Origin of the sequence: Nocardia sp. NPDC005978 (assembly GCF_040614455.1) — a bacterium.
In the GTDB taxonomy this organism is placed as follows: Bacteria; Actinomycetota; Actinomycetes; order Mycobacteriales; family Mycobacteriaceae; genus Nocardia.
The window spans coordinates 1-22,567 of the sequence record NZ_JBEXUS010000012.1; the positions used below are offsets into that span (position 1 = coordinate 1).

At 69.6% G+C, this 22,567-nt stretch carries 22 protein-coding genes and 1 tRNA gene; 16 read left to right on the top strand and 7 right to left on the bottom strand.

Translation table 11 applies throughout. From position 1 onward, the window contains the following. The first annotated feature begins 257 nt into the window (after positions 1–257). From ABZ319_RS07705 to ABZ319_RS07720, 4 genes are all read left to right on the top strand, one after another. Entirely contained in the window at positions 258–992 is a 735-nt protein-coding gene (locus tag ABZ319_RS07705; protein ID WP_354985541.1) for a TVP38/TMEM64 family protein, read from the top strand. Between the two features lie 282 nt (positions 993–1,274). After that, positions 1,275–1,835, top strand: a complete 561-nt coding sequence (locus tag ABZ319_RS07710; protein WP_354985542.1) for a putative immunity protein — start codon at positions 1,275–1,277, stop codon at positions 1,833–1,835. 568 nt (positions 1,836–2,403) lie between these two features. Continuing rightward, positions 2,404–2,682 (top strand): hypothetical protein, encoded by a 279-nt coding sequence (locus ABZ319_RS07715; RefSeq protein WP_354985543.1) that lies wholly within the window; start codon positions 2,404–2,406, stop codon positions 2,680–2,682. Further along, the gene (locus tag ABZ319_RS07720; protein WP_354985544.1) at positions 2,679–3,278 is read left to right on the top strand and encodes a hypothetical protein; all 600 of its coding nucleotides are present in this window, start codon (positions 2,679–2,681) and stop codon (positions 3,276–3,278) included. Before ABZ319_RS07715 ends, ABZ319_RS07720 begins: the two co-directional genes overlap by 4 nt. A gap of 57 nt (positions 3,279–3,335) precedes the next feature. Here the strand turns inward: ABZ319_RS07720 and ABZ319_RS07725 are convergent, their stop codons facing one another. Continuing rightward, the gene (locus tag ABZ319_RS07725) at positions 3,336–3,581 is read right to left on the bottom strand and encodes a hypothetical protein (protein ID WP_354985545.1); all 246 of its coding nucleotides are present in this window, start codon (positions 3,579–3,581) and stop codon (positions 3,336–3,338) included. Positions 3,582–4,151: 570 nt separating this feature from the next. Here ABZ319_RS07725 and ABZ319_RS07730 point away from each other — a divergent pair. From ABZ319_RS07730 to ABZ319_RS07740, 3 genes are all read left to right on the top strand, one after another. Further along, positions 4,152–4,430, top strand: coding sequence for a hypothetical protein (locus ABZ319_RS07730; RefSeq protein ID WP_354985546.1), 279 nt, complete (start codon positions 4,152–4,154; stop codon positions 4,428–4,430). 65 nt (positions 4,431–4,495) lie between these two features. Next, entirely contained in the window at positions 4,496–5,011 is a 516-nt protein-coding gene (locus tag ABZ319_RS07735) for a sigma factor-like helix-turn-helix DNA-binding protein (RefSeq protein ID WP_354985660.1), read from the top strand. Positions 5,012–5,196: 185 nt separating this feature from the next. After that, entirely contained in the window at positions 5,197–6,003 is an 807-nt protein-coding gene (locus ABZ319_RS07740; RefSeq protein WP_354985547.1) for a hypothetical protein, read from the top strand. Positions 6,004–6,236: 233 nt separating this feature from the next. Here ABZ319_RS07740 and ABZ319_RS07745 read toward each other — a convergent pair whose 3' ends face one another. Further along, the gene (locus ABZ319_RS07745) at positions 6,237–6,917 is read right to left on the bottom strand and encodes a TVP38/TMEM64 family protein (RefSeq protein ID WP_354985661.1); all 681 of its coding nucleotides are present in this window, start codon (positions 6,915–6,917) and stop codon (positions 6,237–6,239) included. A 190-nt stretch (positions 6,918–7,107) separates the two neighbouring features. Here ABZ319_RS07745 and ABZ319_RS07750 point away from each other — a divergent pair, with 190 nt between their 5' ends. From ABZ319_RS07750 to ABZ319_RS07765, 4 genes are all read left to right on the top strand, one after another. Beyond that, positions 7,108–8,967, top strand: coding sequence for a methylmalonyl-CoA mutase family protein (locus ABZ319_RS07750; RefSeq protein WP_354985548.1), 1,860 nt, complete (start codon positions 7,108–7,110; stop codon positions 8,965–8,967). Positions 8,968–8,969: 2 nt separating this feature from the next. Next, positions 8,970–11,228, top strand: coding sequence for a methylmalonyl-CoA mutase (gene scpA, locus ABZ319_RS07755; protein ID WP_354985549.1), 2,259 nt, complete (start codon positions 8,970–8,972; stop codon positions 11,226–11,228). A gap of 68 nt (positions 11,229–11,296) precedes the next feature. Continuing rightward, positions 11,297–12,325: a methylmalonyl Co-A mutase-associated GTPase MeaB gene (meaB, locus tag ABZ319_RS07760; RefSeq protein WP_354985662.1), complete on the top strand. Its 1,029-nt coding sequence runs from the start codon at positions 11,297–11,299 to the stop codon at positions 12,323–12,325. Positions 12,326–12,327: 2 nt separating this feature from the next. Beyond that, positions 12,328–12,852 carry a GNAT family N-acetyltransferase gene (locus ABZ319_RS07765; RefSeq protein ID WP_354985550.1) on the top strand — a complete coding sequence of 175 codons (525 nt, stop codon included), beginning with the start codon at positions 12,328–12,330 and terminating at the stop codon, positions 12,850–12,852. 218 nt (positions 12,853–13,070) lie between these two features. Here ABZ319_RS07765 and ABZ319_RS07770 read toward each other — a convergent pair whose 3' ends face one another. Further along, positions 13,071–13,298: a hypothetical protein gene (locus ABZ319_RS07770; RefSeq protein ID WP_354985551.1), complete on the bottom strand. Its 228-nt coding sequence runs from the start codon at positions 13,296–13,298 to the stop codon at positions 13,071–13,073. Positions 13,299–13,649: 351 nt separating this feature from the next. Continuing rightward, positions 13,650–14,426: an AraC family transcriptional regulator gene (locus ABZ319_RS07775; RefSeq protein WP_354985552.1), complete on the bottom strand. Its 777-nt coding sequence runs from the start codon at positions 14,424–14,426 to the stop codon at positions 13,650–13,652. Between the two features lie 47 nt (positions 14,427–14,473). Between ABZ319_RS07775 and ABZ319_RS07780 the strand changes: the two genes are divergently transcribed. From ABZ319_RS07780 to ABZ319_RS07800, 5 genes are all read left to right on the top strand, one after another. After that, positions 14,474–14,851 carry a hypothetical protein gene (locus ABZ319_RS07780; RefSeq protein ID WP_354985553.1) on the top strand — a complete coding sequence of 126 codons (378 nt, stop codon included), beginning with the start codon at positions 14,474–14,476 and terminating at the stop codon, positions 14,849–14,851. A 56-nt stretch (positions 14,852–14,907) separates the two neighbouring features. Next, positions 14,908–14,980 (top strand) — tRNA-Gln (locus ABZ319_RS07785). A 150-nt stretch (positions 14,981–15,130) separates the two neighbouring features. Then, positions 15,131–16,144, top strand: coding sequence for an alpha/beta hydrolase family protein (locus ABZ319_RS07790; protein ID WP_354985554.1), 1,014 nt, complete (start codon positions 15,131–15,133; stop codon positions 16,142–16,144). Positions 16,145–16,426: 282 nt separating this feature from the next. Then, on the top strand, positions 16,427–17,866 hold the full coding sequence (locus ABZ319_RS07795) for an MFS transporter (RefSeq protein WP_354985663.1): 1,440 nt from the start codon (positions 16,427–16,429) through the stop codon (positions 17,864–17,866). 129 nt (positions 17,867–17,995) lie between these two features. Beyond that, complete coding sequence (locus ABZ319_RS07800) at positions 17,996–19,708, top strand: SulP family inorganic anion transporter (RefSeq protein ID WP_354985555.1); 1,713 nt, start codon at positions 17,996–17,998, stop codon at positions 19,706–19,708. Between the two features lie 212 nt (positions 19,709–19,920). On the opposite strand, the gene ABZ319_RS07805 is transcribed toward ABZ319_RS07800, so the two are convergent. The 3 genes from ABZ319_RS07805 to ABZ319_RS07815 all read right to left on the bottom strand — a co-directional run bounded on the left by ABZ319_RS07805 (position 19,921) and on the right by ABZ319_RS07815 (position 22,558). Further along, positions 19,921–20,562 (bottom strand): response regulator transcription factor, encoded by a 642-nt coding sequence (locus tag ABZ319_RS07805; protein ID WP_354985556.1) that lies wholly within the window; start codon positions 20,560–20,562, stop codon positions 19,921–19,923. Between the two features lie 74 nt (positions 20,563–20,636). Then, a complete protein-coding gene (locus ABZ319_RS07810) occupies positions 20,637–21,515 on the bottom strand; it encodes an amidohydrolase family protein (RefSeq protein WP_354985557.1) in 879 nt (292 codons plus the stop codon). Next, on the bottom strand, positions 21,512–22,558 hold the full coding sequence (locus ABZ319_RS07815) for a nucleoside hydrolase (RefSeq protein WP_354985664.1): 1,047 nt from the start codon (positions 22,556–22,558) through the stop codon (positions 21,512–21,514). The genes ABZ319_RS07810 and ABZ319_RS07815 overlap by 4 nt, the downstream gene beginning before the upstream one ends. Between the last annotated feature and the right edge of the window lie 9 nt (positions 22,559–22,567).

Here is a 22,567-nt window from a genome sequence, read left to right on the forward strand (position 1 = left end):
CCGCGGTGGCGGAGATGATCGCCACCGCGGCCGCCGAGGCCGGGCGGATAGCCTTCGGGCCGACCCCGGTGCGCTTCCCGTTCACCACCGCGATCGTGGAGTGCTACGGCGACGCCAAATGAGGTGATGGCCGGGTGCGGTTCGCCCCGGGACCCGCGGCGCGGCGCGCGGTCCGGGCGCACCCCTCGCCGGGCCCGATGGTTCCGGCGGGGCTCGATTCGCCCGCGCCCTCGGCATGCGGCAGGGTTGCACCCATCATGACCGACATCGACGATCCCGTTTCGGCCCGCCGCTGGCGGCCCGCCCTGCGCCTCGGGCTGTGCGTGGCGTTTCTGCTCGGCATGTTCTATCTGGTCGCCATCGCGCGGGTCATCGACGTCGGGTCCATCCGCGAGGCGGTGGACGCGACCGGCCCGGCGGCGCCATTCGTCTACGCCGTGGTGGCCGCGCTGCTCGGGGCGCTGCTGGTGCCCGGGCCGATCCTGGCCGGCGGCAGCGGAATCCTGTTCGGACCCTTGGTCGGAACCTTCGTCACGCTGAGCGCGACCGTGGGCACCGCGGTCGTCTCGGCGTTCCTGGGCCGGCGCGCGGGTCGCTCGAGCGCCCGCGAACTGCTCGGGGCCGAACGCGCCGATCGCCTGGACGGGCATATCGAACGCCGGGGCCTGTGGGCGGTGGTCGGCCAGCGCTTCATCCCCGGGGCCCCGGACGCCCTGTCCTCCTACGCCTTCGGCGCGCTCGGAATCCCGCTCTGGCAGATGGCCGCCGGGGCGTTCATCGGGTCCGCACCCCGCGCGTTCGTCTACACCGCGCTGGGCGCGTCCATCGGCGACCTCTCCGCGCCCCTGGCCTACACCGCGATCACGGTCTGGTGCGTGGTCGCGATCGTCGGCGCGTTCGCGGCCCACCGCGGCTATCGCGGCTGGCGGGGCGCTCGTGCCGACTCCGCGGCGAAGACGCCTGACGAGGCGTCGGACGTGCCCGAGTCCTGAGAAACCGCTGCTCCGATTGGACCGATCCGGCCGGACGATAGGTCGATCGGTTCGCGCCGGATCCGCGGCGAAGACCCCTGCTGACGCGCCGGACGCGCGCGAACCCTGAAAACCGCTGGTCCGGACAGGCGGGTCCGGCCGGGCGATCGTCCGCTCGGCGCGCGCCGGATCGCGAATGCCGTCGGTGCTGCCCGCGCCGGTGACAGGGATCTCCGCCCCCGGCCGAATGACACTCACTCGCAATACTTCTGGACGGTAGAAACCGTGTAGGAGGATGTGCGCATGGCGGATTCCACGACGTTCGAACTAACCCTGCCCGAGCTCCGCGAAGTCACCGCCTTCGCGGCCGCGTGCGCGAGCCCGGCGCTGCCGCTGTTCGAGCAGTTCTTCCCCGACGACGACCGCCCGCGCGCCGCCCTGGCCGCCGCCGCCGAATTCGCCGACGGCGGCAAACGCGGCAGAGCGCTGCGCGACACCTCCTGGGCCGCACACAAAGCCGCGCAGGAGGCGCGCGACGCGGGCCACCAGTCCGCCGGCGACGCCGCCCGCGCGGCCGCCCACGCCGCGGGTTCCGCCTACCTGCACCCCCTCCCGAATCCCACCCAGGTCAAACACATCCTGGGCGCCGCCGCCCACACCGCTAGGGCACTCGAACTCGCGGCCGGCCCCGTCGATTCGCCCGCCCTGGACTACCTCGACAGCGCCGCCCGGCTCGCAAGCCCGACCGTCATCTCCGTGCTGCGCCGCTACCCGCCGTCCCCGCCGAGCGGCGGCCGCATCGGCGAGCTCCTGCGCCAACTGGACACCGCACTGCGAGGTCGGGCTGGAAAGCAGCCAGTTTGAGCTGGGGGCGGCTGGGAGGTGAGCCTGCGGGAGCTGCGGGCCGGCGGGAGGGCTCTGTGTCGCGGCAGCTCAAGGCAATTCAGATGGGGTGCGGATCCGGCGGCCCCGGCGGGGAAGTAATCCGGCGGTGTCCTCCGGCGTCGGGTCGTGTGCGTGCGGGCGAATGTCAGTGAGGTATGGGCGTTTCAGGTTAAGCGCGCGGGTTGTGCGGTCCCGCGGTGGTGGAGGCCGGGGCCGGTGCGTAACGAAATTCGTGTTGGCACCGTGGGGAAGGCAATTGCGCGCTGGTGGAGCTGGGAAAATGGGGCTGGATCGGGGTCGGTTGTCGGCTCCGACGTTGCCGGGGGTCCGGCAGCAACTTCGGCGGTCTTTCGGGCTTGGTCGGCGAGCTGGGGTTTTTCGGCTTCCGCGGCCGGATGGTGGTCTGGTACGGTGGGCAGTGCAGGGGATCGCTGTATCCCCAGTAAGCCCTGGCCGATTCGGTCGGGGTTTTTGTTTGTCCACATATCGGTCCTTGAGCCCTCAGTGCTGTCGCGCTGGGGGCTTTTTTGCGTTGAAAGGAAGTTCCTTGTCCAAGTTCGTGCCGCTGCTGTCCGCTGGTGTGTGGCCGTTGGCGATGATGGCAGCGTTGATTGTTGCCGTAATGCTGGTGGCGGTCATTGCCTTGTTCCGGGCCAAGCAGGACGATGTTCCGAAGGTTTTTGAGTCGTTCGCGACCGGGTTCGGCTTTCATCGGCGGAGCTGCACCCATGACGGCGGCCCGGCGTCCGCGGGCGGAGCTGTCGCCGGTGAGGACACGTCGGCCGACGACGGGGCTCAGGCCGATTCCAGCGGGGAGGGCGTGTGAGCGGCGGTTCGATGTCCGATCGGGAGATGCGCGCCGCGACGGACCGGATCGCCTATGAGGCGTTCTGTGCTGTCGTGGTCGCGGCGCTGGGCGGACGGGAGAGTAAGGCGTCCGTTGTGATGCTGGCCCGGCTGGACGGCGTGCCGTTCTGGTCGATCGCGGTACAGGCGGCGGTATCGGAATCGCGTGCGCGGCACATCTTTCGCGACGCGGTGGATACGCTGCGGAGCCGGCCGGATGTGGTGGAGAAGTTGCGCCAGTTCCGAAATCTCGACTTCGGGCGGATCGCTTCCGATGCCGAGGACAACCCGTTGGCGTTCATCTATTTCGCCGAAGGTGAGTGGTGCGGGCGACATGGTCGACTCGGTGGGGATCCGGACTGGTTTCGCCAATGTGAGAGCTGCGTGTGTGTGCTTGACGTGATGGTGCGGTCCACCGGTGAGCAGGATCGTGGGCGGGGGCGGCCGCGCCGGTTTTGCAGTGATGCGTGTCGCCAGGCTGCTCAGCGCGAGCGCGCCAAGGCCAAGCGCGCCGGGACGGGAGCGAGCGGCGACGTCCCGACTGGTGGTGTGGCCGCTGCGGGTGTGCGGGGTTAGGGCTGCGGGCGGGTCGGATGGGCGAGGGCGGGGCCGGTCGGCCCCGCCCCGTGGGGCTCAGGTGCCGTCGGCGCCACAGCCCTCGCAAATGACGAGTTCGCCGTTGAGGTGCCAGGTGCCGCAGGAGGTGGGGCAGGTTTCGGGCGGGTAGGGCCATTCGATGCCGGGCAGGAGGGCGATGCCGATCTCGACGGGTTGGCCGGTGGCGTCCTCGGCGATGGTGGCGGTGGTCCAGTGGCCGTTGAGGGGGCTGAGGTGGGGCAGCAGGGCTGCTGGGCCGGTGCGGGCGGGGTTGCGGCGCACCGCGCCGTCGCGCGGGCGGAGCCCGCGGGGGTGCGGGGGTGCGGGTGGTCCGATCGCGGGGTGAAGGGGATCGGCGTGCGAATGCTGGGGGTTAGGCCGCGGGAGCTGCGGGCCGGCGGGAGGGCTCGGTGTCGCGGCAGCGCAAGGCATTTCGGAGGGGGTGGTTGCCAAGCAGTCGCGGGGGCGTTCCACATCGGAGCAAATGCACACTTTGCATTTTGATTGGTTAATGTGCACAACGGAATTCAGCGTTCTTTCGTCGTCGCCGCGTAAACACGCTCTGAACTGCTGATATGTCCCCTCTCAGGGGGGTGGGGGCGGCCCGCGAGACGCTCAGGTTCGTCGGGTGCATCACGTTGACGTGGAGTACTTTCCGGCTCTGAACTGCGCTGATGTGTTGTGCGCGCGGGGAAGTGGGTCATGTGGTATATTGAGTGCCGAAGGGGACAGTCCTGCCCCCAGTAAGCCCTGGCCGTCCGGTCGGGGTTTTTTGTTTTGTATCCGAGCTAACGCTTTTGAGCCCTCAGCATCCGTGCTGGGGGCTTTTTGCGTCTATAGGAAGGCGTCTTCGTGAACATGGTTGGGTCGTTGTTGGCTGCGGGCGTGTGGCCGTTGCTGTTGTTGGTGGGGTCGGTGGCGTTGGTGACGATCGTTGCCCTGTTCCGGGCGCCGCGGGAGCATGTGTGGGTGGTGTTCGAGTCGTTCGCGGCCGCGTTCGGTATCCATCGCCTGCATGGCTGCGGTCATGAGGACTCGGCGAAGGTGGAAGCGGAAAAGGATCCGCTGGCCGAGCTCGAGCCGACAGATGAGGGTGCGGCTTCCGAGGATGCGGGGGAGGGGGAGGCGTGAGTCGTCGTCGTGGTGGTCATCGGGATCCGGTGGGCCGCGAGGTTGCCGATCAGTTCGACTTCGCAGTGCTGGCCGCCGAACTGAACGAGGCTCTCGCCGCACTGAAGGAGCCGGCGCGGTCGGTGGTACGGCGGCGTGTTCTGGACGGGGATAGCTTCGCCGAGATTGGGCGCGGTGTGAAGTACTCGGAAAGCACTGTGCGGCAGATGTTTCAGCGGGCGATCGCAGATCTGAGACAGCAGCACTCGGAGGCACTTCTGGCGTACGCGCATCGTCGATTCGCGAACGACACGATCGATGATGGGCCACCGACCGTCGAGCCGAGCTATGAGTTGAGTTCTCTGAGGACGACCAGCGGCGTTCATACTCAGGACAGAAAGCGGCAGGGTCCATGGTGTGACCGACATGGGGTCTTCGGCGCGGTGCGAGGGACTACCCCATGCCTGGTGTGCCATTGCGCGGTTCGTGAGGTCGATCCCTCGCGTGGTCGTCGGGGGCGGTCCCGTAAGTATTGCAGCGAGGGTTGCAGGCAGGTCGCCTATCGGGAACGCCTGAGGGCCGCGCGCGAGGCGGACCGATGACACTTCTGGTTGCCGCGGGTGCGGTGCCGGCTGGGATGGTTGTTGGTTCGCGGGTGTGCGGGCCGTGGCGGGGGCCGAAGCCCCCGCTGGCCGCGACCGACCGGTGAGACGGCCTGATCCGCGACGAGCCCTCGAGGGGCCACCGGTCCGTAATTCGGGGGCTCCCGCCAGGAGGCGGCTCCGCCGTGAGCGTGTCGGACCGCGACGGCAGAATGCGCGCCATGCGGATGACCACCTACGACACCCTCGACCCCGTCACCCGTGCACGGTGGGACACCAACACGGTGGCCCGGTTCGACGAGGTCGATTCGCTCACGGAGCTGGTGGCCGCGGTGGACGCGTTGCGTGCGGCACACGCCCCGGCGCGGCTGCTGTGCACCCTCGATGACGTGAATCAGTGCATGTACACGAGCATGCACGCCGGCCTGGCCGAACGGCTGACGGTCGACGCCGGTGAGTTCGACGAAAACGATGTCGCCGCAGCGCATCACGCGGACGACCTGCGTGCCGCCCGGATCGCGGAAGTCCTGGACGACGTGCGATCGCGCGTGGAATGGGATGCGCTCACGGCCGCACCGCACGGCGCCGAACTCGACGTCGAGGCCCTGGTGGAGGTCAACACCAGGCCCGAGGACATGATCGATGACGTCGTGCTCGTCCAGCGCGTCCCGGTCGGCCGCGACGATCTGGCGCTCGCCGGAATCCCGAACGGTTACTTCCAGGGCGACCGCGACACGTTCGAGAACCACGCCGTCGTGCGCCGCCTGGCCCGGCACGGCTACCGCCACTTCGGCACGGGCGCAGCCCTTCTGGGCTTCGACCGCCCGGTTCCGCCCACGCCGGCCGAGATCCCCCCGTTGATCACGGACCTCATCCACCTGTTCGGCGCCCCGGACTCGCCCCACTGGCAGGTCCTCGCCGAGCTGCTGTCGAACCGCCGCACGCTCCTGATCGGCTACACCGAGGATTTCTCCGAGCTGCTCGACGATTGAGGCACGAACCCCGTTGTTCGGCAGTCACGAGCAAGCGGCGCGGCGTTCCTGTCGCAGCGGAGAGGCTCGCCGGTTCTCGGTGACCCGGCCGGGCCCTCGCTCGACGATCGCACAACGCGTGTGTGCGAGTGAGCCGGTCTCGCTGCCGCAACCGGTACAGGTGCCGACCGTCGGGCGACACCCGGCAGCGCGGCCCATCTCGGCGAGGGCGACCATCGCCGCCCGGGCAGAGGTCAGACCACCGGCGCGGGTTCGGTTGCGGGGGTTGCGGGTTCGGGGGCGCCCAGGCGCGCGTCGACGACCAGGCCGACCAGGCCCAGGGCGAGGCAGGCGGCGGTCAGGATCAGCTGCCCGGGGGAGGTCTCGGAGGTGAGGGCGTCGCCGAGCAGGACCGTGCCGATGGTGCCGGGCAGGATGCCGACGAAGGTGGCGGCGAGGTACGGGGTCATGCGGATCGAGGACAGGGCCGCGCAGTAGTTGACCACCGAGAACGGGGCCATCGCGATCAGGCGCAGCGAGCCGATGGCGAGCCAGCCGCGATGGGCGAGACGGGCGTCCACCGACCGGACCATCGGATGGGTCAGGCGCGCTCGCACCCGATCCCGGTCGAGGGCGCGCACCAGCAGCAGCGCCAGCACCGCGCTCACCGTGGTCGCGGTGACGGCCAAGGTGAGACCCAGCGCGGGGCCGAACAGCATGCCCGCGCTGAGGGTGAAGATGGTGCGCGGGATGGGAGCCACGCAGACCAGCGCGTGGACGGCGAAGAACACCAGCGGTAGCAGCGGACCGACCGAATCGGCCCAGGTCCGGATCTGTTGCGGCGCGGGGTGCGGCATCATGGCCGCGGCGGCGAACAGCACGGCGAGACCGGCGAGCAAAGCCAGGGTCTTGGGTTCGCGGAGGCGTCCGAGCAGGGTCCGCGGAGTTGTTGGCACCGCGCCAGGTTACCGGCTGGTAGCGAGACTCTGTGGGCGGTATCGGCCGGGCTGCCGCTAGCATCAGGGTAAAGACGAGGAATGCTCGTTAACCGAAACAACCTCTGAGCTGTACGAACGCGGCCCAAATCGGTCATTCGGTCAGTGAGTGGGAGAAGGAACAGCAGCTATGCCGATTGCTTCAGACCCGGACACCGATCCGGTGCCCGGGTACGCCGCCTGGCGCAAAGGCGTCGCCGGAGTGCTCGCCAAGGCCCGCCGGGTGGAGGCCTCTGAGCTTCCGGACGAGCCGGAGACGCTGCTCGCGGTCAAGACCTACGACGGCCTCACCGTCAACCCCCTCTACACCCGTCGTGACGAGCTGCCCGAGCAGCCGCTGCCGGGTGCCTTCCCGTACGTGCGCGGCGGCGACGCCACCCGCGACGTACATCGCGGCTGGTTCGTCAGCCAGCGCTTCGAAGGCTCCGACGCCGCCATTGTGAACCAGCAGATCCTGCACGCGCTGGAAAACGGCGTAAGTGCGATCTGGCTGGGTGTGGCCGAGCGCGGCGTCCCGGTCGCCGACCTGCCGACGGCGTTGTCCGGCTTGCTGTTCGAGCTCGCCCCGCTGAGCATCGACGCCGGCCCGGCCGCGCTCGAAGCCGCCGCGCAGGTCTTCTCGGTCCTGGACGGCTATAACGTCCAGGACCGCAAGGGAATTCAGGTCGCTCTCGGCGCCACCCCGCTCACCAGCCTGTTCGCGGGCACCTCGGCCATCGACCTGGACGGCGCGATCGCGCTGGCCCAGCAGGCCGTCGCCCGCCCCGAGACCGTGCGCGCGATCACCGTCTCCGGCGAGGCCTTCCACAACGCGGGCGCCTCGGACGCGCAGGAACTCGGCGCGGCCGTGGCCGCCGGTCTGGAGTACCTGCGCTCGCTCACCGAGGCCGGCGCCGACATCGCCGATGCGCTGGGCCAGTTGGAGTTCCGCTTCGCGGCCACCGACGACCAGTTCGAGGCGATCGCCAAGTTCCGGGCCGGTCGACGGGTGTGGGCCCGCGTGGCCCAGGTCTGCGGCGCACCGGAATTCGGCAACGCCCCGCAGCACGCGGTCACCTCCGACGCCATGATGACCCAGCGGGACCCGTGGGTGAACATGCTGCGCACCACCCTGGCCGCCTTCGGCGCGGGCGTCGGCGGCGCGGACATCGTCACCGTTCGCCCGTTCGACTCCGCCCTGCCCGCGGGCGAACTCGGCGTCTCCCCGGCGTTCTCCGAGCGCATGGCCCGCAACACCCAGCTGCTGCTGCTCGAGGAGTCGCACCTGGGCCACGTGCAGGACCCGGGCGCCGGTTCCTGGTTCGTTGAGTCGCTCACCGCCGAACTCGCCGCCAAGGCGTGGGAGTTCATGCAGGAGCTCGAGGCGGCGGGCGGCTACCTGGCCGCGCTGCAGTCCGGCCTGCTCGCCGAGCGCATCGAGGCCACCCGCGCGAAGCGCGATTCCGATGTGGCACACCGCAAGACCGCCGTCACCGGCGTGAACGAGTTCCCGAACCTGGGGGAGGAGCCGCTCTCGGAGGCGGCCCGCATCCAGAGCCCGATCGCCCGCTACGGCGCGGCCTTCGAGGCCCTGCGCAACCGTTCGGACGCGTACCTGCTCGCCAACGGCGCCCGGCCCAAGGCCCTGCTGGTGCCGCTGGGCCCGGTGGCCGAGCACAATGTGCGTGTCACCTTCTCCGCCAACGTGCTGGCCTCCGGCGGCATCGAGCCGATCAACGTCGGCGCGCTGGCGCAGGACGGAATCGGCGCGGCGGCAACCGAATCCGGAGCCACCGTCGCGGTGCTGTGTGGTTCGGACACCCGCTACGGGACCGATGCGGGCGCGGCCGCCGAGGCGCTGCGCGCGGCGGGCATCACCACGGTGCTGCTGGCCGGACCGGAGAAGGCGGTCGCCGACCTGACCGGCCCGCAACGGCCGGACGGATTCCTGACGGCGCGGATGGACGCGGTGAGCACCCTGTCCGGCCTGCTGGAAAAGCTGGGAGCGTAATCATGAGCGATATCAAGCACCTCATCGGCAATTTCGCCGAGGTCCCGCTCGCGGACGCCGCGGCCGAGACCGCCCCCGTGGCCGCGGAGCAGGTCGAGGCGTTCGTCGCCGAGGCCGCCGCCGCGAATCACTATGCGCCCGAACAGCTCACCTGGTCCACGCCCGAGGGCATCGACGTCCCGCCGGTCTTCACCAAGGCCGACCGCGACGCGATCGTCGCCGAGGGCTACCCCCTGGACAGCGTCCCGGGTCTGGACCCGTTCCTGCGCGGTCCGTACCCGACCATGTACGTGAACCAGCCGTGGACGATTCGCCAGTACGCGGGCTTCTCCACCGCCGCGGACTCGAACGCCTTCTACCGCCGCAACCTGCAGTCCGGTCAGAAGGGCCTCTCGGTCGCCTTCGACCTGGCCACGCACCGCGGCTACGACTCCGATCACCCGCGCGTCACCGGTGACGTCGGCATGGCCGGCGTCGCCATCGACTCGATCCTGGACATGCGCGAGCTGTTCGATCAGATTCCGCTGGACCAGGTCTCGGTGTCGATGACCATGAACGGCGCGGTGCTGCCGATCCTGGCGCTCTACGTCGTGGCCGCCGAGGAACAGGGTGTCAAGCCCGAACAGCTGGCCGGAACGATTCAGAACGACATTCTGAAAGAGTTCATGGTCCGCAACACCTACATCTACCCGCCCAAGCCCTCGATGCGGATCATCTCCGACATCTTCGCCTTCACCTCCGCGAAGATGCCGAAGTTCAACTCGATCTCCATCTCCGGCTACCACATTCAGGAAGCGGGAGCCACCGCCGACCTGGAACTGGCGTACACCCTCGCCGACGGCGTGGAGTACATCCGCGCCGGTGTGGCCGCGGGCATGGAGGTCGACAAGTTCGCCCCGCGCCTGTCGTTCTTCTGGGCCATCGGCATGAACTTCTTCATGGAGGTCGCCAAACTCCGTGCGGGCCGCCTGCTCTGGAGCGAGCTGGTCGCCAAGTTCGAGCCCAAGAGCGCGAAATCGCTGTCCCTGCGCACGCATTCGCAGACCTCGGGCTGGTCCCTGACCGCGCAGGACGTGTTCAACAACGTCCCGCGCACCTGCGTGGAGGCCATGGCCGCCACCCAGGGCCACACCCAGTCGCTGCACACCAACGCCCTGGACGAGGCGCTCGCGCTGCCGACCGACTTCTCCGCGCGCATCGCCCGCAACACCCAGCTGCTCATCCAGCAGGAGTCCAACACCACGCGCCCGATCGACCCGTGGGCCGGCTCCTACTACGTGGAATGGCTGACCCACCAGCTCGCCGAGCGGGCCCGCGCCCACATCGCCGAGGTGGAGGCGCACGGCGGTATGGCGCAGGCGATTTCGGAGGGCATCCCGAAGCTGCGCATCGAAGAGGCCGCCGCCCGCACCCAGGCGCGCATCGACACCGGCCAGCAGGCCGTCATCGGTGTCAACAAGTACCAGGCCGAGGAAGACCAGGCCATCGAGGTGCTCAAGGTCGAGAACTCGCGCGTGCGCGTGGAGCAGAACGAGAAGCTGGTGCGCCTGCGCGCCGAGCGCGATTCCGCCGAATGCGAACGGGCGCTGGCCGAATTGACCCGTGCGGCAGCCTCGTCCGAGGGCGGCATGGAGAACAACCTGATGGCCCTGGCCATCAACGCCGCGCGCGCCAAGGCCACCGTCGGCGAGATCTCCGACGCCCTCGAGAAGGTGTACGGTCGCCATCAGGCCGAAATCCGTACGCTCTCCGGCGTTTACCGTGAGGAAGCGGGCAAGGTGACCAACATCAGCAACGCGATCTCCCTGGTCGAGGAATTCGCCGAGGCCGAAGGCCGCCGTCCCCGCATCCTGGTCTGCAAGATGGGCCAGGACGGGCACGATCGCGGCCAGAAGGTCATCGCGACCGCCTTCGCCGACCTCGGCATGGACGTCGACGTGGGCCCGCTGTTCCAGACCCCCGAAGAGGTGGCCCAGCAGGCGGCGGACAACGACGTACACATCGTCGGCGTCTCCTCGCTCGCGGCCGGTCACCTCACCCTGGTGCCCGCCCTCAAGCAGGCACTGGCCGATGTCGGGCGTCCCGACATCATGGTCGTGGTCGGCGGCGTCATCCCGCCCGGCGACTTCGACGAGCTGTACCGGGCGGGCGCGGCCTCGATCTTCGCGCCGGGCACCGTCATCGCCGACGCGGCCATCGATCTGATCAAGAAGCTGGCCGATTCCCTGGGCCACGAGATCGGCAGCGGCGCGGCCGAATGAGTGACGCCGCACGCGGAACCGAGGGTGGCGCGCTGCCCCCTCGGCTCGGCACCACCGCGGGTGTGGGTATGACCGGCAACGGTCCCGCACCCGCGGCCCGGGGGTCCAAACGGGTCATCGACGTCGATCAACTGGCCGCCTCGGTGCGGGCGGGGGAGCGCGCCGGGCTCGCGCGGGCCATCACGCTGGTCGAATCCAGCCGCGGCGACCATCGGGAACTGGCCCAGCAGCTGCTGCTGCGGGTCACCCCCGACTCCGACGCGGCCATCTCCAACCGGGTCGGCATCACCGGTGTTCCGGGCGTCGGCAAGTCGACGTTCATCGACGCGCTGGGCATGAAACTGCTCGGGCAGGGGCACAAGGTCGCGGTGCTGGCGGTGGATCCGTCCTCCACCCGCACCGGCGGTTCCATCCTCGGCGACAAGACCCGCATGGCACGGCTGTCCCTGGAGCGGGACGCGTTCATTCGCCCGTCCCCGACCGCGGGCACGCTCGGCGGCGTGGCCAAGGCGACGCGCGAGACGATCGTGTTGCTCGAGGCGGCGGGCTACGACGTGATCCTGGTGGAGACCGTCGGCGTCGGGCAATCCGAGGTCACGGTCGCCAACATGGTCGACGTGTTCTGCTTCCTGACCCTCGCGCGCACCGGCGATCAGCTCCAGGGCATCAAGAAGGGCGTGCTGGAGCTGGCCGATCTGGTCGCGGTCAACAAGGCCGACGGCAAGCACGAGCTCGAAGCCAAGGCCGCGGCCCGCGAGTTGGCCGGGGCCATGCGCCTGATCCACCCGCGCCAATCCCTGTGGCACCCACCGGTTATCACCATGAGCGGGCTCGAGGGCGTGGGCCTGGAGAAGTTCTGGGACACCGTCCTGGAGCACCGCCGGGTGCTCACCGACGCCGGCGAGTTCGACGAGAAGCGCCGCCGCCAGCAGATCGACTGGACCTGGAACATGGTTCACGACAGCCTGTTGCGCCGCCTGTCCGACAACCCGGCGGTCAAATCCATTCGCGGACAGATCGAATCCCAGGTCCGCGACGGTTCGCTCACCCCGGCCCTGGCCGCCGAGGAACTGTTGCGCACCTTCGACGGGGGCTGACGATGATCCGCCCCGGCGTTCTCGACGACGCGGAAGCGGTCGCCACGCTGCACACCCGCAGCTGGCGCACCGCCTACGCGGGCATGCTGCCCGCCGACTATCTCGACGGGGCGCTGTACGAGGAGCGCCTGGGCATCTGGCGGTCGCGCCTGAGCGCTCCCGCACCAGGCGCGGCGCTGTTCCTGATCGAGGACGAGTCCGGGCTGGAGGGCTTCGTCTACCTGACCCCCGAGCCCGCGGATCGCGTCCTGCTCGACAACCTGCACGTCCGGGCCACCGGCAAACGCCGGGGTACCGGCACCCGCCTGCTGCACCACGCGATGAGCTGGACCGCCGAGAACTATCCCGGCCGCGCGATGTACCTCGAGGTGCTGGAGGCGAATACGCCCGCCATCGCCTTCTACGAACGCCACGGCGGCGTCCGCACCGCCCACCGCGTCACCGACTGGCCCCAGGGCTTCTCGACCCCGGAGTACGAATACACTTGGCCCGCAACCGCCCTGGTGCCGAACGGCTCCGCCCGGTAGGGCGGGAACTGCGGTCCGGCAGCTGACTCGCAACAGCTCTCCGGCTGGACAACCCGCCGCCGTAGGACGGGATCTGCCGTCCGTCGGTCCCTGCCCACGACCCGGCAGCGGCTCGCGCCTACTGACGGAGTGGGCTCGGGTGAGTGCGAAATGGATGTGCTCATCGAGCGGGGCACACGTGCGCGAAGGGAACCGACCGCGAACGCTCGCCGCGCCGTTCAGCGGTGGCTGCGCAGTCCGCGCAGGATGCCGAGCAGGCGCGGTGCGACTACGGCGGCGGCCAGCACGGCGGCCGGGGCGAGCAGCTGATCCCAGGTCCGAATCGGGAGATAGCGGGCCCGGCCGTCACGAATCTCGATGTAGCCCAACGGCTTCACCTGGACTCCGCCGCCCACGCTGCCTGCCACGCCGCCGAGGCCGATGTTGACGTGGGCCACGGGAACCACGGTCACACCTTCCGCTGTGACGGCCTTCCCGAAAACCGCTGTCGCGCGAGCTCGTTCGCTCAGTAGATCCAGGAGTGGATCCACCTCGGACGGCGGTGCTGCCCGCTCGGGGTCCGCGATCGCGGACGGCTCCGTGGCGACCGAGTGCGGGACTGCCGGACCGCCGGTCGCCGCGACAGAGCCCGTGGTGCCGGTGGGCTCGATCACCCGATCCGGTACGGAGTCGAGTGTCGCCGTTGGGTCCGCCGGGTGTAGCGGTGGTACGTGCGGTCGGTCCATGTCGATCGTCCTTCCGGTCGGGAATCGCTCCTGCGCAGGCTATCCGGCGGTATCGCGGGAGATCGCCCCGAGTCACGAGTCCAGAATGACCAACCGCGTGCCGCTGGCGAACAGCGCGCTCGGGGTCAGACCGCACATCGTGTGGAAGGCGTCGCTGAAGTGCGACGGGCTCGCGAACCCGGCATCCATTGCCGCTGTGGTGAAGTCGCTGCCCTTGGACACCGCCCGGCCCACGTGCAGCATCCGCGCCCACAGGCGGTAGCGGCGGAAGCTCGTGCCCGCCTGGGCCGAGAACAGGTGCAGGAAGCGGGAAGTCGACAGGTGCGCGCCCGCGGCGAGTTCGGCGGCGGTGATCTCGGCGGCCGGATTCGCGTGCAGGGCGGCGATGGCGTCGGCGATCCGGTCGTCGATCGGCCGGTTCGAGGTACCGCCGGCGGCATCCAGGACCCGCAGGGGATCCACTTCGCCGGCACCGCTCACCAGCGCGATCATCGCGGCCTCGGCCTCGTGGTTCAGCCCGATTCCCGCGTCCTGCGCGGTCATTCGAGCGGCGCAGCCTTTCGCGCGCGGTGAGCCGGGATCGAAGTAGCAGAACAGCATTCGCTCACCCCGCGCGACGACCTGGTGTGTTCGCCGCGGCGGGATCAGGGCGCTGCGCACGGTCCGCTCGCCGAACTCGGGCACCCGCAGGGTGAACGGCGCGTCGACCCCGATCGCCAGGCACTGCACCGACCCGAAGTGCGCGTCCAGCCGCAGCGACGCCCCCAGATACGCGGCGTACCCGGTGCCGAGCCACAGCGTCGAACCCGTCGCGGGACAGCAGGAATCTGGAAGCACGTCGATGTCCACCCCCGCCATGCTTACACGACTACTCGAACTGCGGAAAGGTAAGTCCCATGCTGCTGGAATCGATCGCCGCGGTGCTCCTGATCCTGGTCGGCCTCCTGCACCTGCTCCCCGGCACGGTGGCCCTGTCGGCGAACCGGGCCCGCGCCGCCTACGGCGTCACCGTCGACGGCCCCGATCTCGCGGTCCTGCTCCGCCACCGCGCGATCCTGCTGGCCCTGGTCGGCGCGGGCCTGATCATCGCCGCGTTCGCCGAGCCGGTCCGCGCCCCCGCCCTGACCGCGGCGGTGATCAGCCTGGTGAGCTTCATCCTCATAGCCACCACGACCGGCCCCCTGAACCCCAAAACCCGCCGGGTCCTCAACCTCGACCTCGCCGCCCTGGCGGCCCTGGCGATCGCGATAATGCTCTACGTGATCGAACGCTGACCGGGAAATTCGGTGGCCGATCCCGCCCGCGGTACGCGAGACTGATCCGGCCCCGATGCCGGATCGTCTAATTGGCAGGACTTCTGATTTTGGTTCAGGAAGGTGCAGGTTCGAGTCCTGCTCCGGCAGCTTCGGGGGCTAGAACTTGTTCCGTTGGGTAACGAATGCGTGTCGGAAACAGACGTAAGAGGGCGTTGGGGGCGGCGAAGATCGCGGTCCGTCGGGGACACAACTTGCGACGACGAGCCGACCAGGCCCGTGGACGGGACGAACTGTTCGATGAAATTGACCGCGCTAGGCACCATCGCTCGGCGAAGCACCGTGGCCGCACTCAGCGTCGCGCTGTCCGGGGCGCTGCTCAGCGGCACCGGATCGGCCGCGCCGGAGAAAGCCCCGGAGATCACCTCGCTGGTCAAGGACGGGCGCACCTGGCATCTGAAGGTCTACTCGGCGGCGATGGACAAGGACATCACCGTCGACGTGCAGCGACCCGCCGACGAATCCGTGCCCGCGCCGAACCTGTACATGCTCAACGGCCTCGACGGCGGTGAGGGCACCGCGAACTGGAAGGCCCAGACCGACGCCATCGACTGGCTGGCCGACAAACCGGTCAACGTCATCCAGCCCATCGGCGGCTTCGCCAGCTACTACACCGACTGGCAGCAGCCCGATCCCCGGCTCGGCACCAACAAATGGAAGACCTTCTTCACCGAGGAACTGCCCCCGCTGCTGGACAAGGCGCTCGGCTCGACCGGACTCAACGCGCTCACCGGCCTCTCGACCTCGGGCACCTCGGTCCTGCAACTCGCCGAGGCCAAGCCCGGCCTGTGGAAGTCGGTCGCGGCGTACAGCGGCTGCGCGCAGATCGCGGACCCGGTCGGTCAGCAGTACGTGAAGCTCTCGGTCGGTCGCGGCGGCGGCGACACGGTCAACATGTACGGGCCGGACAACGACCCGCGCTGGGCCGAGAACGATCCCGTCATCCACGCCGAGAAGCTGCGCGGCACCCTGCTGTACGTGTCCTCCGGCAGCGGCATCCCGCTGATCGAGGACGTGCAGTGGTACCTCAACAGCGCGGAGGGCTCGGACGGCGCGGGCAGCCTCGCCCTCGGGGTGATCATCGAGGCCGCGGTCAACAACTGCACGGTCAACCTGAAGAACAAGCTCGACTCGCTCGGCATCCCGGCGACCTACCAGTTCAATCCGGTCGGCACGCACTACTGGCCGTACTGGGAACAGGCACTGCACGAGTCGTGGCCGCTGCTGGCCCAGGGCATGGGCCTGCAGGGCTGACGCATCGCGGAACCGCCCGGCGCCGATCGAGCCCCCGGTGTCGCCGAGCCGGGCACCGCAAGGCTGACGCCTACCGCGTCGCGGTGCCGGCCGGCACCGATCGAGTCGCGGCCGCCGGGCCGGGGCAGCGCACGCAAGGGTGACGCGTACTGCGTTCGCAGTACTACCCGGGACCGATGTCCGCGCCCGGTGCACCCGTTAGGGTCGGCGACTGTGATCGTTTCCGAAGGCAAGGCCCCGTCGGACGCCGCGGCGCTATCGTCCGGCACCGGGCACGAACGGGTGTGGGGCCCGCCCATTTTCGTGCTGGGCGGGCTGCAACTGCTCGTGGTCCTGGACGGCACGGTGGTCGCGCTGGCCCTGCCGCAGGTGCGGTCGGCGCTGAAACTGTCCGAGGCGGACGGGAATTGGATCATCACCGCCTACGTCCTGGCCTTCGGCGGCCTGATGCTGCTGGGCGGCCGGCTCGGCGACACCTTCGGGCGCAAACGGGTCTTCACCGCGGGCGTGGCCTTCTTCACCCTGGCTTCGCTGCTGTGCGGAATCGCCTGGGACCCGGCGGTACTCATCGCCGGGCGGGCGCTGCAGGGCGTGGCGGCGGCCATCGCCGCGCCGACCGCCATGGCCCTGGTCGCCACCACGTACGCACCGGGCAGGGCGCGCAGTCAGGCCTTCGCCTTCTACGCCGCGGTGACCGGCATCGGCTCGGTCATCGGGCTCGTCGCCGGCGGCGTGCTCACCGAGCTGTCCTGGCGGCTGATCTTCCTGATCAACGTGCCGGTCGGCGTGCTGGTGACCCTGGGCGCTATCCGCTGGCTGCGCGAATCCCGCGGCGCGCGAACGGCTCTCGACGTGAGCGGAGCGGTGCTGGGCACGGTCGGGGTGACCCTGGCCGTGTACGCCGTCAACGCCGGACCCGGCGGCTGGACCCGCCCGGCCGTGCTGGCGCCGGCCGCGGTGGCGGTGCTGGCCCTGATCGCGTTCGTCGTCGTGGAACGCCGGGCAGCCAACCCGCTGCTGCCCTTCGCCCTGTTCCGCAATTCCAGTCGCGTCGCGGCGCTGACCGCCATGGCCTTCGCGGGCGCGATCATGATGTGCCTGGCGGTGTTCATCTCCCTGTATCTGCAGGGCGTGCTGAGCTATTCGCCCTTGCAGGCCGGAATGGCGGTAATTCCCTTCGCTTTCGGCCTCGCCATCGCCGCGACGGTCTCCGCGCGACTGGCGCTGCGGGTGCAGCCACGCTGGCTGGTCGTGGGCGGCGGCGTGATCATTCTGGCGGGCTGCCTCTATGCCGCCCGGATAGTCGGGCAGCAGCCCGCCTATTTCCCGGCCGTCGCGATCCCGGTGCTCGTCATCGGTTTCGGGTTCGGCTTCGCCACCATTCCGCTGACCCTGTCGATCATCGCGGGCGTCGGCGAATCGGAGATCGGCCCGCTCACCGCGCTGGCACAGGTGGTGCCGAACCTCGGCGGAGCGCTCGGACTCGTCGCGGTCGGCGCACTGGTCACCTCTCGAATCCAGGCCGAGGGCGGCGTCACCGACCCCGCCGCCCCGCTGACCGCACTGCAATCCGCGGCGCTCGCGAGCGGGTACGGCGTCGCGTTCGTGAGCTGCGCCGTCATCGCCCTGCTGGCGGGCATCGCGGTGCTGTTCATGCGCTTCACACCGGCCGACGTGGCCGAGGGGCAGGCCGCCCAGGAAGCCGCGCACGCCGGAATCTGAGCGCGGCAGACCAAGTCTCGACCAGCGTCGACTCGTCACGGTCGCCGCGATCACCCACCGTCGCGGCCGGTGCCGCGCACGTCCGTCCACGAGGCGAGTGTGCCGCGGCGGCGGTAATGTCGATTTCCCATGAGCGATGGTCTGGTCCGCCTGCTACCCGGGCTCGCGCAGTTCCGCGGCTACCGGCCGGTTTGGCTGCGCTCGGACATCCTTGCCGGTGTCACCGTCGCGGCCTATCTGGTGCCGCAGGTCATGGCCTACGCGACCCTCGCCGGGCTGCCCGCGGTCGCCGGGCTCTGGGCCGTTCTCGGCCCGCTCACCGTCTACGTGCTGCTGGGCACGTCCCGCCGCCTGTCCGTGGGTCCGGAGTCCACCACCGCCCTGATGACCGCTGTGGCCCTGGCCCCGCTGGCCGCCGGGGATCCCGGCCGCTACGCGGCGCTGGCCGCCGTGCTGGCTCTGCTGGTCGGCGTCATCTGCGTGCTCGGGGCGTTCGCCCGCCTCGGCGTGCTGGCCGAACTGCTGTCCAAGCCGGTGCTGGTGGGCTATCTCGCGGGCACCGCCGGGATCATGATCGCGGGTCAGCTCGGCCGGGTCACCGAAGTGCCGGTCGATGGGGAAACCATTCCCGCACAGGTGGTCTCGTTCGCGTCCAACCTCGGCGACCTGCACTGGCCCACTACGATTTTCGCGGCCTGCGTGCTCGCGGCGCTGCTGGCGCTGTCGCACTGGCTGCCGAAAGTGCCGGGGCCGCTGCTGGTCGTGCTGCTCGCGACCGCGGTGGTTGCCGTGTTCTCGTTACGCGACAACGGGATCGATGTCATCGGGTCGGTTCCGGCGGGGCTGCCCATCCCGGGTATTCCATCGGTGCCGCTCGCCGATGTGGCGGTATTGCTGCTGCCCGCGCTCGGAATCGCACTGGTCGGCTTCTCCGACAACGCGCTCACCGCACGCGCTTTCGCGGCCCGGCACGGCGAACGAATCGACGCCAACCGCGAACTCGGTGCCCTCGGCGCGACCAATCTGGCGGCCGGGCTGTCGCAGGGCTTTCCGGTCAGCTGCAGCGGCAGCCGCACCACGATCGCCGACGCCGCCGGCGCGCGCACCCAGCTCTACTCGCTGGTCACCCTGCTCGCCGTGGTGGTCGTGCTGTTCGGCGCGCGCGACATCCTGGCGGCCTTCCCGACCGCGGCCCTGGGCGCGCTGGTCGTCTACGCCGCGCTGCGCCTGATAGATGTCCCCGAATTCCGGCGTATCGCCCGCTTCCGGCGCAGCGAACTGTTGCTTGCGGTGAGCACCACCGCCGCGGTGCTGGTGCTGGGCGTGCTCAACGGCGTGCTGATCGCGATCGCCCTGTCGATCCTGGACCTGCTGCGCCGCGTCGCGCGCGGCCACGACGCGATCCTCGGCTTCGTCCCGGGCCTGGCCGGCATGCACGACATCGACGACTACGACGACGCCGAACCCGTTCCGGGCCTTGTCGTCTACCGCTACGACGCGCCGCTGTGCTTCGCCAACGCCGAGGACTTCCGCCGGCGCGCCCTGGCGGCGGTCGAGCATTCGGCGACGCCGACCGCTCCGGTCCGCTGGTTCGTGCTCAACGCCGAGGCCAATGTGGAGGTCGACCTGACCGCCCTGGACGCGGTCGATCAGCTGCGCGCCGAATTGGCGGACCGCGGCGTGGTTTTCGCCATGGCACGGGTGAAGCGCGACCTGCGGGAAGCCCTGGACGCCTCGGGTCTGACCGACCGCATCGGACGCGAGCGGCTGTACCCGACCCTGCCCACCGCGCTCACGGCCTTCCGCGCCGAAAGTGCTTCCGGCGGAGGACTTCCGGAGTAGACCGGTCAGTTGTTCAGGTTCATTGTGCCGGACGCCGCCGGGCGTGCGATGATGTCGCTCCGGGCGCGAAAGGCGCTGCGGGTGAGTGATATTCAAGGGGGTGGGCAGCTGTGCCAGGGTGTGACATGACCCGAGTGATGAACATTATGTTCATGTACATGAGTAGGTGGGGCATACTGCCGCCGATGTCGCTGCGCAAGTAGGCGCGAGGCTCACTCGGTCCGCGCGGTGCGCAGCTTCGAGGCGAGCACGGCGGCCTGGGTGCGGCGTTCCATGCCGAGCTTGGCCAGCAGTCGCGAGACGTAGTTCTTGACGGTCTTCTCGGCCAGGAACATCCGCTCGGCGATCTGCCGATTGGTCAGCCCGTCGCCGAGCAGATCCAGCAGACGGCGTTCCTGGTCGGTCAATCCGGCCAGGGGCCCGTCCGGCTCGGTGCTGCGGCGCAGCCGTTCCATCAACGCCGCGGCCGCGCGATTGTCCAGCAGCGATCGCCCGGCCCCGACCTCCTTGATCGCCCGGGCCAACTCCATCCCCTTGATGTCCTTGACCACGTATCCGCTGGCCCCGGCCAGAATCGCGTCCATCATGGCCTGCTCGTCGGTGAACGAGGTCAGGATCAGGCAGCGCAGATCGTCGAGCTTGTCGAGCAGTTCGCGGCACAGCTCGATGCCGTTGCCGTCGGGCAGGCGCACGTCGAGCACCGCCACATCCGGGCGCAGCGCCGGAATCCGAGCCAGGGCCTGCGCCACGTCGCCGGCTTCGCCGACCACCTTCAGTTCGGGATCACCCTCGAGGAGATCGATCAGCCCGCGACGCACGATCTCGTGGTCGTCGACGAGGAAGACATTGATCATGGCCGTCCCATCACTAGGGGGTGCTCTGCTCAACCTAGCGCGCGCGAGCGTCGCTGGGGATGGCCCAAAGTCCTTTATTCGATACCGAATACCCGCGCGGCGTTGTCGTGACAGACCTGGCGCAGCCAGTCCGCGCCCAGATCGAGGCGTTCCAGAGCGTACAGCGCGTGCCCGTACGAGTACGGAATGTTGGGAAAGTCGCTGCCGAACAGGATGCGGTCGCCGAAGAACCGCAGCCGGCCGCGCTCGGCGACCGGGAACGGATCCTGCGACTCGAAGAAATCGGTGAAATTCATGGTGGTGTCCAGCAGGACCCCGTCGTGCGCCTTGGCGATGTCGAGGAACTCCGTGTACTCGGGCGCGCCCATGTGCGCGATGATCAGCCGCAGGCGCGGAAAGCGCGCCAGCAGCTCGGCGATCGGCTCCGGGCCGGTGAATCGCCCCGCGGCGGGCCCGGATCCGCAGTGGATCAGCACCGGTACGCCGGCCTCCTGGATCAACCCCCAGACCTCGGTGAGCAGCGGATCGCCGGGATGGAAGTGCCCGACCTGGATGTGCACCTTGAAGATTCGCGCCCCGGCGGCCAGGGCCTCGGCCACGTACCCGGCCGCCCCGGGCTCGGGATAGAAGGTCGCGGTGTGCAGGCAGTCCGGCGTGCGGGCCGCGAAATCGGCCGCCCACGCGTTGAGCCAGGCCGCCATCTCGGGCTTGTGCGGATACACCAGTGAGGTGAAGGCCCGAACCCCGAACCCGCGCAGCGTGCGCAGTCGCTCCTGCTCATCGGTGCGATAGGTGATCGGCCACTGCCGCCCCACCAGCGGTCCGGCCGAATCGAAGTAGCCCCACACCTTGTCCAGCACCCGCTCGGGCATGAAGTGGGTGTGGATGTCGATCAGCGCGTCCAGGCCGAGCCCCGTGCGGAAGCCGGTGACGTAGTCGAGATCGCCGCTCATGCCGCGCCTTCCGGGTACACCGTGCGCGCGAAATCGCCCACCCGGCCGATGAGCCGTTCGAAGAATTCCTTCGGATCCGTGCCGATCACGATGTCCGCGTTGGGTTCTCGACCCCACATGCCCGCCCAGTCCGCGACGGTGGTCGCCCGGGTGATGGTCCCGGTGAGTTCGACGTCTACCGTGGCCGGCCGGGCGCGGGCCAGGCTCGGGTCCAGTGCGACCGCGGCGGCGAAGGGATCGTGCATGTGCGCGAGATACCCCTGGTCGTACAGCCGGTGGAAGTCGAAGTAGAACCGCACCGCGTCGACGCAGTACCGCACGATGGGATTGCTCGCCGCCGAACGCACCCCCGGCCCGTCCGCCTCGGACACCAGCTCCACCGGCACGCTGTGCGCCCGTTCGGCAAGCAGCGCAAGATGTTCGGGCTTCATCTCGATCGTCTCGGTGATGTCCAGCGCGCAGACCAGGGGCCGCCGATCCGCGGGCGCGGCGGAGAAGGCGTCGAAGACCTCCTTGGCCGCCTCCGGATCCACGTGCACGTTCCACTCGTTGGTCGGGGTGGTGTTGCCCGGGTGGTTGAACGCCCCGCCCATGATCACCAGCCGGTGCAGCAGCCGCGGCAGTTCGGGTTCGATCCGCAGGGCCAGTGCGAGATTGGTGAGCGGGCCGGTGCAGAGTCCCACGATCTCGCCCGGATGGGCCCGGACCAGATCGACCCAGAGTCGCGCGGCGTCGCGCTCGGACACCGACCGGGTCGACGTGGGGAGCTCGGCGTACCCGATGCCCTGCGGCCCGTGCGTGTCCTCGGTGGTGCGCAACGGGATCGCCAGCGGTTCGGCCGCTCCGAGCGCGACCTCGATCTCCGGGGCGCGGCACACCTCGAGCCACGCCAGGTTGTTGGCCGCCACCTGTTTCGCCGGCACGTTGCCCGCGGTGGCGGCGATGCCGATGATCTCGGCCTCGGGGGAGGCCAGCAGGTAGAGCAGGGCCAGTGAGTCGTCGATGCCGGTGTCGACGTCCATGATGATCTTCTGCCGCACCAGGCGAGCCTA